The following is a 12,088-nucleotide window of genomic DNA, read 5'->3' as shown; positions in this document are numbered from 1 at the left end:
GGGCCGGTGCGCGCTACGCGCCGAGGGCGTCGGCGAGGGAGTCGAGGAGGGCGACGACGCCCTCGGGGCCGGGGACGACCAGGTCGGCCTGGCCCGTCAGCTCCTCCGGGGCCTCCGTGCCGCCCGCGGCGGCGACCAGCAGGCCGGGCAGGCCCTGCTTGCGCAGTTCGCGTACGGCGGCGTAGGCGGCGAGGTCGCCGAGGTCGTCGCCGCCGTAGAGGACGCTGCCGGCGTCCACCTCGCGCAGGTACGCGGCGAGCGCGACGCCCTTGTCCATGCCCGGCGGGCGCAGCTCCAGGACGTAGCGGCCCGGCTCCACGACCAGGTCGTGGGTGGCGGCCAGCTCGGTCAGGGGGGCGCGCAGCGCCTCGAACGCGGCGTCCGGGTCCTGCGCGCGGCGGGTGTGGACGGCGACCGCGCGGCCGCCCTTGTCCTCGATCCAGGTGCCCGGCCAGGCGCCGTTGCGGTCCAGGAAGCCGGGCAGCTCCGCGCGGACCGCGGTCACCCCGGGGTGGGCGCCCGCGCTGTGCACCGCGGAGCTGTGCGCGTCCCAGCGCTCGGCCCCGTAGTGGCCCAGCACCACCAGGTGCTCCAGTGCGGGGACGCCCGCGAAGCCGCCGTACCGTACGGCGACGCCCGCGGGGCGGCCCGTCACGACCGCCACGGCGGCGACGTGCGGGGCGAGCCGGGCCAGCGCCGGGACCGCTCCCGGATGCGCTCTGGCCTGCTCGGGGTCGGGGACGATGGGGGCGAGGGTGCCGTCGAAGTCCAGCGCGACGACCGCGCGGTGCGGTTGCGCGAGAAGGGCGGCGAGGGCTTCTTGGCCCTCACCCGTTCCGGGCGTCGGAATCTCGGCCATGGGCCTAACCTACCCGCGGGGCGCTGCTCCCCGCCCGGCCCCCGGAAAACCCTCAGCGCCTTGCGCGGCGCTCGGCTCTCGCGTCGCGCAGGCGGCGGACGGTCGCCGGGGCGTACGCCGCGGCGCGGGGGTCGTCGAGGAGGGCGTTGAGACGCTGGAGGTACAGCGTCGGCGACAGCCCGAGGCGTTCGCGGACCGCGCGGTCCCGGGCGCCGGGGCCGGGCCAGGAGCGGGACGCGAGGTCCAGCACCGCCCGGTCCCGCGCCGGCAGCTCGTCCGCGTGCTCACCCATGAGGGGGCTACTTCCCGCCCTGCGAGGACGCGAACCGCTGGAGCGCCCCCAGTACCTGCCAGGGATCGGCCACCACGGCCTGGCCGACGCTCTTCTTGATCTCGTCGGAGACCGCGCCCCAGGAGGTCTTGTTCATGGGGTAGAAGACGGCCGTCGGCAGCACGTCGATGAACTGCTTCATGTCCGCCTCCTTCGGGTCGTCCGCCATCGCCTGCGAGACGGAGGTGGTCACCGGCAGGAAGCCGTACTCGTCGAGGAACTTGCGCGAGTTCGCGGGCTGGTAGACGTACTGGAGGAAGGCCGCGTCGGCCTTGAGGTGGGAGTCGCCCTTCTTCTTGAACGCCATCATCCAGTCGGCGACGCCGAGCGTGTCGCGCGCGGGGGCGTCCAGGCCGGGCAGGGCGGCGAGGCCGACGTCGATGTGCGCGGCCTTGGCCTGCGCGAGCAGCGTGGGGTGGCCGTTGAGCATGCCGACGTCACCGGCGAGGAAACCGGCGAAGACGTCGCGGCGGTTGGTCTTGGCGGGGTTGCCCGGGCCGGTGAGTCCCTTGCTGACGAGGTTCTCCTTCAGCCAGCGGAAGGCCGTGACGTTGCCGGAGTAGTCGAGCTGGTAGGTGCCGGCGCTGCTGGTGTAGCCGCCGGCGTCGCCGAGCATCCACATGAGGGCCTCGGCCTGCGCCTCCTCGGTGCCGAGCGGCAGCCCGTACGGCACCTTGACGCCCTCGGCCTTGAGCTTGCGGGCGTCCTTGGCGACGTCGTCCCAGGTCGTGGGCGCCTTCTTGATACCGGCCTGCTTGAAGAGGGTCTTGTTGTAGAAGAACAGCCGCGAACTGGACACCCAGGGCAGCCCGTACTGCACACGGTTGACGGAGCCGATGCTCGCCAGCGAGGGGATGAAGTCGGCCTGCTGGCTGATGGTGAAGAGGTTGTCGGCGCTGTACAGCTGGTCCTTGGCGGCGTAGCCGGCGTAGGAGCCGATCTGCGCGATGTCGGGGGCGTCACCGGACTTGACCATCGTGTCGACCTTGTCGTCGACGTGGTCCCAGTCGACGACCTGGACGTCGACCTTGATGTGCGGGTACTTCTTCTCGAAGCCGTCGACGATCGTCTTCCAGTAACCGGTCGAGCTGTTGCCCGTCTTGGGATCCCCGTAGTCGGCGGCGACCATGTGCAGCGTGGTGTCCTTGCTGAGCGGGGACTGCCCGCTGCACCCGCTCACCGCGGTCACGGTCAGGGCCGTGCTCAGACCGAGCGCCCCTATGCCGAGGAGCCGCCGCACCCTTCGCCGCTGGACGCGCATGCCGGTGTACCGCCTTCGATGAGGGATTTGTCTGCGGAAGCGCAGAGTCTTCCCCATAGATTCACCCAAGGTCTACACCACTTACGAAACTGTTTCGCAACCGGGGCCGTCCAGCAATCAACCCACCCCGCTGACCTGCGCGTACACCTACCCGTACGCACCCGGGGGCCTTTACCTCGGCGGTTCCGCCGCGGCACAGCCGGGCAGCCCGGCGGATCTTCCTCGACGAGTGGACTAGACCTTTTTGGGGGTTACCCGGGAGACTGTCCCCCGTGAGACATGTCATTGCCCTGGATGTCGGCGGCACCGGGATGAAAGCCGCCCTGGTCGCAGCGGACGGAACGCTGCTGCACGAGGACCGCAGGCCGACGGACCGGAAACGCGGACCGGACGCGGTCGTCGCGGCGATCCTGGACTTCGCCGCGGATCTGCGCGACCACGGACTGCGCGCGTACGGCGAGCCCGCGGCCGCCGCCGGGGTCGCCGTCCCCGGCATCGTCGACGACGTGCGCGGCATCGCCGCCTACGCCGCCAACCTCGGCTGGCGCGACGTCCCGCTGCGCGACCTGCTCTCCGCCCGCCTCGACGGCGTCCCCGTCGCGCTCGGCCACGACGTCCGCAGCGGCGGCCTCGCCGAGGGCCGCATCGGGGCCGGCCAGGGCACCGACCGCTTCCTCTTCCTCGCGCTGGGCACCGGCATCGCGGGCGCCATCGGCATCGACGGCCGGATCGAGGCGGGCGCCCACGGCTACGCCGGCGAGATCGGCCATGTCGTCGTACGCCCCGACGGCCCCGAGTGCGGCTGCGGACAGCGCGGCTGCATGGAGGCCATCGCCTCGGCCGGCGCCGTCTCCCGCGCCTGGGCCGCGGCCGGCGGCGGACCCGACGCGAACGCCGCGGACTGCGCCCGCGCCGTCGAGGCCGGCGACCCGCGCGCGATCGAGGTGTGGCGGAACGCGGTCGACGCGCTCGCCGCCGGCCTCGTCACCGGCTTCACCCTGCTCGACCCGCGGATGCTCATCATCGGCGGCGGCCTCGCCGAGGCCGGGGACACCCTCTTCGGCCCGCTGCGCAGCGCCGTCGAGTCCCGCATCACCTTCCAGAAACTCCCCCTCATCGTCCCCGCCGCCCTGGGGGACACCGCCGGATGCCTGGGCGCGGGCCTGCTCGCCTGGGATCTACTCTCCGTGGAGGTAACCGCCTGATGGCTCCCGTAACGACAACGCAGCGCTCGGTGCTGGCGGGTGCCCGTGTGGTCCTGCCCTCGGGTGTGGTGGACGGCGGCCGGATCACGATCGAGGGCACGCGGATCGCCTCCGCCGGCCCGGCGGACGCGGTGTCCGGGAACGGTTCCGGGCCCGCGCCCGACGCCGGCGCCGTCCTCGACCTGCCCGCGGACCACCTCGTCGTCCCCGGCTTCGTCGACATCCACAACCACGGCGGCGGCGGCGCGTCCTTCACCTCCGGCACCGCCGAGGAGGTCCTCACCGGGGTGCGCACGCACCGCGAGCACGGCACCACCACGCTCGTCGTGTCCACCGTGACCGAGTCCATGGACTTCCTCGTCCGGCGCTCCGGGATGCTCTCCGAACTCGTCGAGCAGGGCGACATCGCCGGCATCCACTACGAGGGCCCCTTCATCAACCCCTGCCGCAAGGGCGCGCACGACGAGACGCTGCTGCGCGACCCCGACCCCGCCGAGGTCCGCAAGCTCGTGGACGCCGCGCGCGGCACCGCGAAGATGTTCACGCTCGCATCCGAACTACCCGGCGGCATCGACTCCGTGCGCCTGCTCGCCGAACTCGGCGTCATCGCCGCGATCGGCCACACCGACGCGACGTACGAGCAGACCGTCGAGGCCATCGACGCGGGCGCCACCGTCGCGACCCACCTCTTCAACGCGATGCCCCCGCTGGCCCACCGCGCCCCCGGCCCCATCGCGGCGCTGCTGGAGGACGAGCGCGTCACCGTCGAGCTCATCAACGACGGCACCCACCTGCACCCCGCCGTCCTCGAACTCGCCTTCGGCTCCGCCGGGGCGGGCCGCGTCGCCTTCATCACCGACGCGATGGACGCCGCCGGCTTCGGCGACGGGACGTACGACCTCGGCCCGCTCAAGGTCGAGGTCCGCGAGGGGGTCGCGCGGCTCGCCGAGGGCGGCTCGATCGCCGGTTCGACGCTCACGCTCGACACGGCGTTCAAGCGGGCCGTCACGCTCGACGGGCTCTCCCTCACCGACACGGTGGCCGCGATCTCGACGAATCCGGCCCGCCTGATCGGCCTCGGCGACCGCGTCGGCACGCTGGAGGCCGGCAAGGACGCGGATCTTGTCGTCCTCGACGCGGATTACGCGGTGGCGGGCGTGATGCGACGCGGCGAGTGGATCACCCGCCCCTGAACTCATGAGTCCGCGCTTGCCGCGCCGGGCTCGCCAGGGGCGCGGGGAACTGCGCGAGCAACCACCCACCGGCCGGTGGTCCGGTACGGACCGAACTGCCCCTTCGGGCCGGTGACGACGTGCACCACGGTGGTGGGTTGCTCGCGCAGTTCCCCGCGCCCCTAAAAACGCTCGCCGCCCCGCGCAGCGTGAGCTCACCCCGGGGTGGGCCGGGAAGGCCATGTGCGGGATTATCGACGGGTGATCGTCGTCACGACGGAAGCCGCCCCCGCCCCGCCCGGCAAGGGCATACGCGTGGCCCGCGCGCTGAGTGCGCTCGGGCACGACGTCACGCTCACCGGCTTCGCCCCTGCCCCGGCGGAGCCGACCGTCACGGATGCCGTGGTGGGGAGCCCCGCGGAGGCCGTGACTCGGTGGGGGCGGCTGCTCGCCGTCTACCGCGGGCTGCTGGCCCGCGGGGCGGAGGCGGTCGCGCTGTGCGGGGGCCTGCCCCCGGGCGTACCGGTCGGCGGGTACGCGGAGCTGATACGCGAGGCCCGCGCGGCAGGCGTCTATGTCGTCCTCGACGCGTACGGGCCCGCGCTGCGCCGCGGCCTGGGCGCCCGGCCCGACCTCGTCGTGCAGGACGCGGCCGGACTCGCGGGCCTGACCGGCTTCGCCGAGCCCGTACGGGCGGCGCGGGACGCGTGGCAGCGCGGGGCGCGGGCGGTCGCCGCGTCGCTGGGCCCGGGCGGCGCCGGGATGCTGGTGCTCGCCGAGGAGGGCGGCTGGCGGGCCGCACCGCCCCCGGGGCACGGGCCCGGGGCCCGCGCGGGCGCCGCGGACCGCGCGCTCGCCGGGCTGCTGTCGGGCGCGGCGGCGGGCCTGCCCTGGCCGGAGCGGCTGGCCCGCGCGGTCGCGCTGGCGGAGGCGCCCGGCCCCGACCCGGCCGCCGGGGGCTACGACCCGGCCGCGTACGGCGAGCTGCTGCCGCGCGTCGAGGTCGTGCCCCTCGCTACTTCTTGACCTGGCCCTGCTTGAGCCACAGCTGGTCGAGGTTGACGCCGCCGGTGTCGGTGGGCTGGTAGGAGAGCTGGAGCGTGTTCTCGCCCTCCTTGAGGGCGACATAGGCGTAGGTGGTGTTGTCCCACGCCTTGTCCCACGCGGTGTAGTTGCCGTAGTTGCGGAGCTTGACGGGCGTGGCGCGCATCTTGCCGTCGACGGTGAGCGAGAGCGTCGCGTCCGGGCCCGCGTTGCCGTAGTTGATGAAGAAGGTGTACGTGTCGTCCGCCGGGACGGTCACCTTCCACGTCACGCTGGCGCCGGCCTCGTTCATGTGGTCGACATACGCGCCGTTCGCGCCGTTCGCGCCCTTCCACTGCGTGCTCACGGCGGCGGGGCTGCCCAGGACCAGCGTGGCCGCGTCGACCTTGTCCGACGCGAACTGCGTCGGGGTCGCGGACGGCGTCGGCTCGGTCGTGGGCGCGCTGCTGGCGGTGGCCGCCGGGGTGGTGTCCTTGGCCTCGGGCTTCTTGTCGCCCGAGCTCTTCGTCATGGCGACGGCGATGACGATCGCGACGACGACCACGACCGCGCCGGCCGCGATGAGCAGGCCCCGGCGGTTGCCCTCGCCGTCGCCGCCGCTGCCGCCGCGGTGGCCCCCGTCGTCCGGGCCGCCCGGGGCGTACTGCGACTGCTGCCGGTTGTACTGCGGCTGGCCGCCCGGCTGCGGGCCGCGCGGACCCGGACCCGGGCCGTAGCCCTGCCCCTGGCCCTGCCCCTGGCCGTACGGCTGCTGCTGGGGCGGGTAGCCGTAGCCGCCCTGCTGCTGACCGCCCTGCGGCTGCGGGTAGCCGTAACCGCCCTGCTGCTGGCCGCCCTGCGGCTGCGACGGGCGCCGCTCGCCGACCCGCTGCACCTGGTTGTAGGAGTTGCGGGGCGCCGCCGGCTGCTCGGTACCGTCCTCGGCCCGGTAGAGATACCCGAACGGGTCGTCGTTCTCCGGCGTGCCGTCTTGTCCGGCCGTCATCCCTGTCCACTCCCTCGTACTGCCTTACCGCACATCCGCCGCCACCTGCACGCTGGCGCTCGCGGCGCTGTGGTATGCCGGAACCCTACCGGCCCGGGGCAGACCCGTGCCCAGCCCTACGACGCATCACCAGGCCAGGAAGGTTCCCGCTGTGACCAGCCCCACCCCGCGGTGGCTCCCCTGGCGGCAGGCGATGGCCCGCGCCCTGTACGGCCCCGACGGCTTTTTCGTCCGCGAACGCCCCGCCGCGCACTTCCGCACGTCCGTGCACGTCTCGCCGCTCTACGCGCGGGCCGTCGCGGAACTCCTGTGCCGGGTGGACGCGGCTCTCGGCCACCCCGCGGAGCTGACCTTCACGGACATGGCGGCGGGCGGGGGCGAGCTGTGCGAAGGCGTCCTCGGGGCCTTGCCGCCCGAGGTCGCCGGGCGCGTGCGGGCGTACGCGGTGGAGCTGGCCCCGCGCCCCGCCGGGCTCTCCCCCGAGGTGACCTGGACCGCGGAGCCGCCGCGGGGCGGGAGCGGGCTGCTCTTCGCGAACGAGTGGCTCGACAACGTGCCGCTCGACGTCGCGGAAGTGGACGAGACCGGGGCCGTCCGCTACGTGGAGGTCCGCGTCCCGGACGGGGCCGAGCGGCTGGGCGGCGCGGTGGGCGGCGCCGACGCGGAGTGGCTGCGCCGCTGGTGGCCGCTTTCCGCGCCGGGCGCGCGGGGGGAGGTCGGGGTGCCGCGGGACGAGGCGTGGGCGGCGGCGGCCGGGAGCCTTTCCGCCGGGCTCGCCGTCGCGGTGGACTACGCCCACATGCGCGACGCCCGCCCCCCGTACGGCACCCTCACCGGCTACCGCGCCGGGCGCCAGGTCCCGCCCGTCCCCGACGCCACGTGCGACCTCACCGCCCACGTCGCCGCGGACTCCCTGCCGGGTGCGCTGCACGTCCCCCAGCGGGTGGCCCTCGCGGCCCTCGGCGTCTCGGGAGCCCGCCCCCCGCTCTCCCTCGCCTCGACGGACCCCGCGGCGTACGTCCGCGCGCTCGCCGCGGCGGGCGAGGCGGCGGCGCTCGGCTCTGCCGAGGGGCTGGGGGCTTTCACGTGGTCGGTGACGCCCGTGACTTCCGCGTGCGCGGAGGTGGCTGCGGGGTTGGGCGCCGCGCCCTGCGGCTCGGGGTGATCTCCGCGACCTTGCCGCCGGTGGTGGGTTGCTCGCTCCGTTCTCCCCCAGAGCTTCGCCTGGGGGTACCCCCACGCAGCCCCCGGTGTACCCGGCGGGGCATCGCGCCCTTTCCCGGGGGGTGGGGTCGGGTGCCGGCACGGGGCACCTCCTCGGAATGCGCGTTTGACCTCATGGGGGTAGGTGGCGGGTCCTGTGTGCGCATTCCTGCGGGGGCACCCCGCACCGACCCCCTCCCGGCGTCTCGTCGGCGACTGCCTGCCGGTGGGGGTGAAAGTGTGAGGGACTGCGGCTCGCCCCCGACGGCGAATGCGCCCCACTGCGGGGCAACAAGCCGACGCACCCCCTGGCACGCCTCCTCCGCCCATCCCGCGGGTTCGCCCCCGACGGCGGTGCACCCCCGCAGGGAGACCGCAACTGTCGCCACTACCCGCACGGGTGGTGGGGGTGGGAAACACCCGCGCCGCCAGGCGCGGGCAACCACCGCGGGGGTCAGCGAAGGGCTGCCAGGAGTTGGGCCTCGGTTTCCGGGGCGAGGCCGACCGGGGGGCGGTCGGGGCGGTGCGGGGGGCGGCCGCCGATGGACTGGAGCCAGGACCAGGTGTCGGCGACGGTCGCCGTGACGTCCCGGCACCTCAGCCCGGCCCGCAGGGCCTTCGTGGGGTTCGCGCCGTGCATGCCGTCGTGCTCGGGGCCCGGCGGCAGCCAGAGGGGGAGGTCCGTCCAGGGCTGGACGCCCGCGTCCGTGATCGTGTCGGGGTCGGCCCAGACGAATTCGGCTGCGGAGCCCGTCGCCGCGGCGCACGCGTCCAGGAAGGAGCCCATCGTGGCGTGGCCGGGCTCGCTCACGATGTCGTACGGCCCGCCGAGCCCCGCGAGGACGGCGTCCAGCGTCCAGGCGGCGAGGTCGCGTACGTCCACGTACTGGAGCGGCAGGTCGCGCGGCCCCGGAGCCAGGACGCGGCCGCCCCGCGCGATGCGGTTGAGCCACCACGGGAGGCGGCCGATGTCCTCGTACGGCCCGAGGATCAGCCCCGCCCGCAGGAGCAGGGCCGCGTCCCCGAAGGTCTCCTCCAGCGCCACCTCGGCCCCTCGCTTGACCTGCGCGTAGTCGCCGTCCCCGGCATCGACGAGCGGCGCGTCCTCCGTCCCGCCGAGCGGCGGGGGGTAGGCGTAGACGGAGCGGCTCGACACGTACGCGTACCGTCCCGCCCGTCCCTTGAGCGCCGCCGCGGAGCGGCCCACCACGGCGGGTGGCCCGGACCACGTGTCCACGACGGCGTCCCACTCCCCGTCCCCGAGCGCGGCGAGGTCCCCCTCGCGCTCCCCGGTCACCACCCGCGCGACCCCCTCCGGCACGGCCCGCTTCCCCCGGTTGAACAGCGTCACCTCCCACCTGCGCGCGACCGCCTCCTCGACGATCGCCCGCCCGACGAATCCCGTCCCGCCCAACATCAACATCGTTGCCATGCCCCGACCCTGCCCCTGGCCGGGCCGCCCACCCTCTGATTTCGCTCAGGGCTTCCCCGCCGCGGTGGGTGCCCGCGCCTGGCGGCGCGGGGTGTTTCCCACCCCCACCACCCGTGCGGGTAGGAGCGAAAGTTGCGGTCTGCCTGTGGGGCGCATTCGCCGTCGGGGGCGAGCCGTAGTCCCTCACACATCCACCCCCACCGGCAGGCAGTCGCCGACGAGACGCCGGGAGGGGGACGGTGCGGGGTGCCCCCGCAGGAATGCGCACGCAGGACCCGCCACCTACGGCATGAGGTCGGACGCGCATTCCGAGGAGGTGCCCCGTGCCGGCACCCGACCCCACCCCGCCGCGCACAGCGCGATGCCCCGCCGGGTACACCGGGGGCGCGAGGAACTGCGCGACAAGCCACCCACCCACCGCAAGGTCCCGGAACGAGCGCGCCCGGCAGGGCAGGGGGAACCGCGGGGCCGAGGGGACCCGCCGCTCAAGGACTCCGCGCCTGAGAGGATGAGCTCATGACGGAGACCACCATCGGCATCGGCGGCGCAGCCGAAAGCACGGACATGGTGCTGAACATCGGCCCCCAGCACCCCTCCACCCACGGAGTGCTCCGTCTGCGGCTCGCCCTTGACGGCGAGCGGATCCGTTCCGCCGAGCCGATCATCGGCTACATGCACCGCGGCGCGGAGAAGCTGTTCGAGGCGCGGGACTACCGGCAGATCATCATGCTGGCCAACCGCCACGACTGGCTGTCCGCGTTCTCGAACGAGCTGGGCGTCGTGCTCGCGGTGGAGCGGATGCTCGGCATGGAGGTGCCGGAGCGCGCGGTCTGGACGCGCACCCTGCTCGCGGAGCTGAACCGCGTGCTGAACCACCTGATGTTCCTCGGGTCGTACCCGCTGGAGCTGGGCGGGATCACGCCGATCTTCTACGCGTTCACGGAGCGCGAGGAGTTGCAGCACGTCATGGAGGAGGTCTCCGGCGGGCGGATGCACTACATGTTCAACCGGGTCGGCGGGTTGAAGGAGGATCTGCCGAACGGCTGGACGGGGCGGGCGCGGGCGGCCGTCGCGGGGGTGCGGTCGCGGATGGGGCGGATCGACGACCTGGTGCTCGGCAACGAGATCTTCCGCGGGCGGACCCGCGGGGTCGGTGTGCTGTCCCGGCAGGACGTGCACGGCTTCGGGGTGAGCGGGCCGATCGCGCGGGCGAGCGGCGTGGACTTCGACCTGCGGCGCGACGAGCCGTACCTGGCGTACGGGGAGCTGGCGGACACGCTGCGGGTCGTGACGCGCGAGGAGGGCGACTGCCTGGCGCGCTTCGAGGTGCTGCTGGAGCAGACGCATGTGGCGCTGGACCTGGCGGACGCGTGCCTGGACCGGCTGGCGGAGCTGCCGCCGGGGCCGGTGAACCAGCGGCTGCCGAAGGTGCTGAAGGCCCCGGAGGGCCACACGTACGCCTGGACGGAGAATCCGCTCGGGCTCAACGGCTACTACCTGGTGTCGAAGGGCGAGAAGACGCCGCACCGGCTGAAGCTGCGCTCGGCGTCGTTCAACAACATCCAGGCGCTGACGGTGCTGCTGCCGGGCACGCTGGTGGCCGACATGGTCGCGATCCTGGGCTCGATGTTCTTCGTCGTCGGCGACATCGACAAGTAGCCCGCCGGCCCGTCACGTCCGCCCCCTCACGTCCGCCCCGTCACATCCGCCGCCCGCCGGGAGTCATAGCGGCAGGGAACGCGACGGAGGAACGTGATGGGCGACGAACTGCTGGCCGAACGCTTCGAGGCGCACCGGCGCCATCTGCGCGCGGTGGCCTACCGCATGCTGGGCTCCACCGCGGAGGCGGAGGACGCGGTGCAGGAGGCGTGGCTGCGACTGAGCCGGTCCGGGGACGCGGAGGTGGGCAATCTCGGCGGGTGGCTCACGACGGTCGTGGGGCGGGTGTGCCTGGACATGCTGCGGTCGCGGCGGCGGCGCGGGGAGGAGCCGCTGAGCGAGGCCGAGCAGGCGCCGGGCGCCGCCGACCCGGAGCAGGACGCGCTGCTCGCCGACTCGGTCGGGCTCGCGCTGCTGGTCGTGCTGGAGACGCTGGAACCGGCGGAGCGGCTGGCCTTCGTGCTGCACGACATGTTCGCGGTGCCGTTCGACCGGATCGCCCCGATCGTGGACCGTACGCCGGCGGCCGCCCGCCAGTTGGCCTCGCGCGCCCGGCGGCGCGTCCAGGGCGCCCCGCTGTCCCCGCCCGAGCCCGATCTCGCGCTGCAGCGGCAGGTCGTGGGCGCCTTCCTCGCGGCCGCCAGGCTGGGCGACTTCGCGGCCCTGGTCGCCGTCCTGGACCCGGATGTCGTCTCCCGCTCGGACATCGACGGATCCCCCGTCCGCCGCGGAGCCGCCGAGGTCGCCTCGGGTGCCCTGATCTCCGCGACGCTGACCGGCGAGGCCGGCCTCGCCCTGGTCGACGGCAGTGTCGCCATCGTCTACGCCCCGGGGACCCCCGACTACCGCGTCCTCACCTTCCGGGTGGCGGGCACGCGCATCCGGGAGATCCACGTGCACCTGTCCCCGACGATGGAGGTGCGCCCCCTCACGTAGG

The 12,088-nt window shown here is 74.2% G+C and carries 11 protein-coding genes; 6 read left to right on the top strand and 5 right to left on the bottom strand.

Going from position 1 to position 12,088, the window contains the following annotated elements; genetic code table 11:
* Positions 1-13: 13 nt before the first annotated feature.
* From otsB to ACH4SL_RS02900, 3 genes are read right to left on the bottom strand one after another with little or no spacing between them, the layout of a single operon-like run.
* The gene (gene otsB, locus ACH4SL_RS02910; RefSeq protein ID WP_398441561.1) at positions 14-859 is read right to left on the bottom strand and encodes a trehalose-phosphatase; all 846 of its coding nucleotides are present in this window, start codon (positions 857-859) and stop codon (positions 14-16) included.
* A 52-nt stretch (positions 860-911) separates the two neighbouring features.
* Positions 912-1,151 carry a DUF3263 domain-containing protein gene (locus ACH4SL_RS02905; RefSeq protein ID WP_398441560.1) on the bottom strand — a complete coding sequence of 80 codons (240 nt, stop codon included), beginning with the start codon at positions 1,149-1,151 and terminating at the stop codon, positions 912-914.
* A 7-nt stretch (positions 1,152-1,158) separates the two neighbouring features.
* Entirely contained in the window at positions 1,159-2,451 is a 1,293-nt protein-coding gene (locus ACH4SL_RS02900) for an extracellular solute-binding protein (RefSeq protein WP_398441559.1), read from the bottom strand.
* Positions 2,452-2,723: 272 nt separating this feature from the next.
* Here ACH4SL_RS02900 and ACH4SL_RS02895 point away from each other — a divergent pair, with 272 nt between their 5' ends.
* The 3 genes from ACH4SL_RS02895 to ACH4SL_RS02885 all read left to right on the top strand — a co-directional run bounded on the left by ACH4SL_RS02895 (position 2,724) and on the right by ACH4SL_RS02885 (position 5,854).
* The gene (locus tag ACH4SL_RS02895; protein ID WP_398441557.1) at positions 2,724-3,656 is read left to right on the top strand and encodes an ROK family protein; all 933 of its coding nucleotides are present in this window, start codon (positions 2,724-2,726) and stop codon (positions 3,654-3,656) included.
* Complete coding sequence (gene nagA, locus ACH4SL_RS02890; protein WP_398441555.1) at positions 3,656-4,849, top strand: N-acetylglucosamine-6-phosphate deacetylase; 1,194 nt, start codon at positions 3,656-3,658, stop codon at positions 4,847-4,849. The genes ACH4SL_RS02895 and nagA overlap by 1 nt, the downstream gene beginning before the upstream one ends.
* 240 nt (positions 4,850-5,089) lie before the next feature.
* Positions 5,090-5,854 (top strand): PfkB family carbohydrate kinase, encoded by a 765-nt coding sequence (locus ACH4SL_RS02885; protein ID WP_398441554.1) that lies wholly within the window; start codon positions 5,090-5,092, stop codon positions 5,852-5,854.
* Here the strand turns inward: ACH4SL_RS02885 and ACH4SL_RS02880 are convergent.
* A complete protein-coding gene (locus ACH4SL_RS02880; protein WP_398441552.1) occupies positions 5,844-6,857 on the bottom strand; it encodes a carbohydrate-binding protein in 1,014 nt (337 codons plus the stop codon). The genes ACH4SL_RS02885 and ACH4SL_RS02880 overlap by 11 nt on opposite strands.
* Positions 6,858-7,050: 193 nt before the next feature.
* Between ACH4SL_RS02880 and ACH4SL_RS02875 the strand changes: the two genes are divergently transcribed.
* Positions 7,051-8,022 carry an SAM-dependent methyltransferase gene (locus ACH4SL_RS02875; protein ID WP_398441886.1) on the top strand — a complete coding sequence of 324 codons (972 nt, stop codon included), beginning with the start codon at positions 7,051-7,053 and terminating at the stop codon, positions 8,020-8,022.
* 492 nt (positions 8,023-8,514) lie between these two features.
* Here ACH4SL_RS02875 and ACH4SL_RS02870 read toward each other — a convergent pair whose 3' ends face one another.
* Entirely contained in the window at positions 8,515-9,492 is a 978-nt protein-coding gene (locus tag ACH4SL_RS02870) for an NAD-dependent epimerase/dehydratase family protein (RefSeq protein ID WP_398441551.1), read from the bottom strand.
* Positions 9,493-10,008: 516 nt separating this feature from the next.
* Between ACH4SL_RS02870 and ACH4SL_RS02865 the strand changes: the two genes are divergently transcribed.
* Together ACH4SL_RS02865 and ACH4SL_RS02860 are read left to right on the top strand one after the other, a co-directional pair.
* A complete protein-coding gene (locus ACH4SL_RS02865) occupies positions 10,009-11,151 on the top strand; it encodes an NADH-quinone oxidoreductase subunit D (protein ID WP_398441550.1) in 1,143 nt (380 codons plus the stop codon).
* Positions 11,152-11,247: 96 nt separating this feature from the next.
* Positions 11,248-12,087 carry a sigma-70 family RNA polymerase sigma factor gene (locus ACH4SL_RS02860; protein WP_398441549.1) on the top strand — a complete coding sequence of 280 codons (840 nt, stop codon included), beginning with the start codon at positions 11,248-11,250 and terminating at the stop codon, positions 12,085-12,087.
* Position 12,088: the final 1 nt, after the last annotated feature.

The sequence above is a fragment of the Streptomyces sp. NPDC021020 genome (assembly GCF_044333285.1).
Taxonomy (GTDB): Bacteria; Actinomycetota; Actinomycetes; order Streptomycetales; family Streptomycetaceae; genus Actinacidiphila.
The sequence above is the reverse complement of the archived record's forward strand: the minus strand, read 5'-3'. Positions and strand labels throughout refer to the sequence as shown.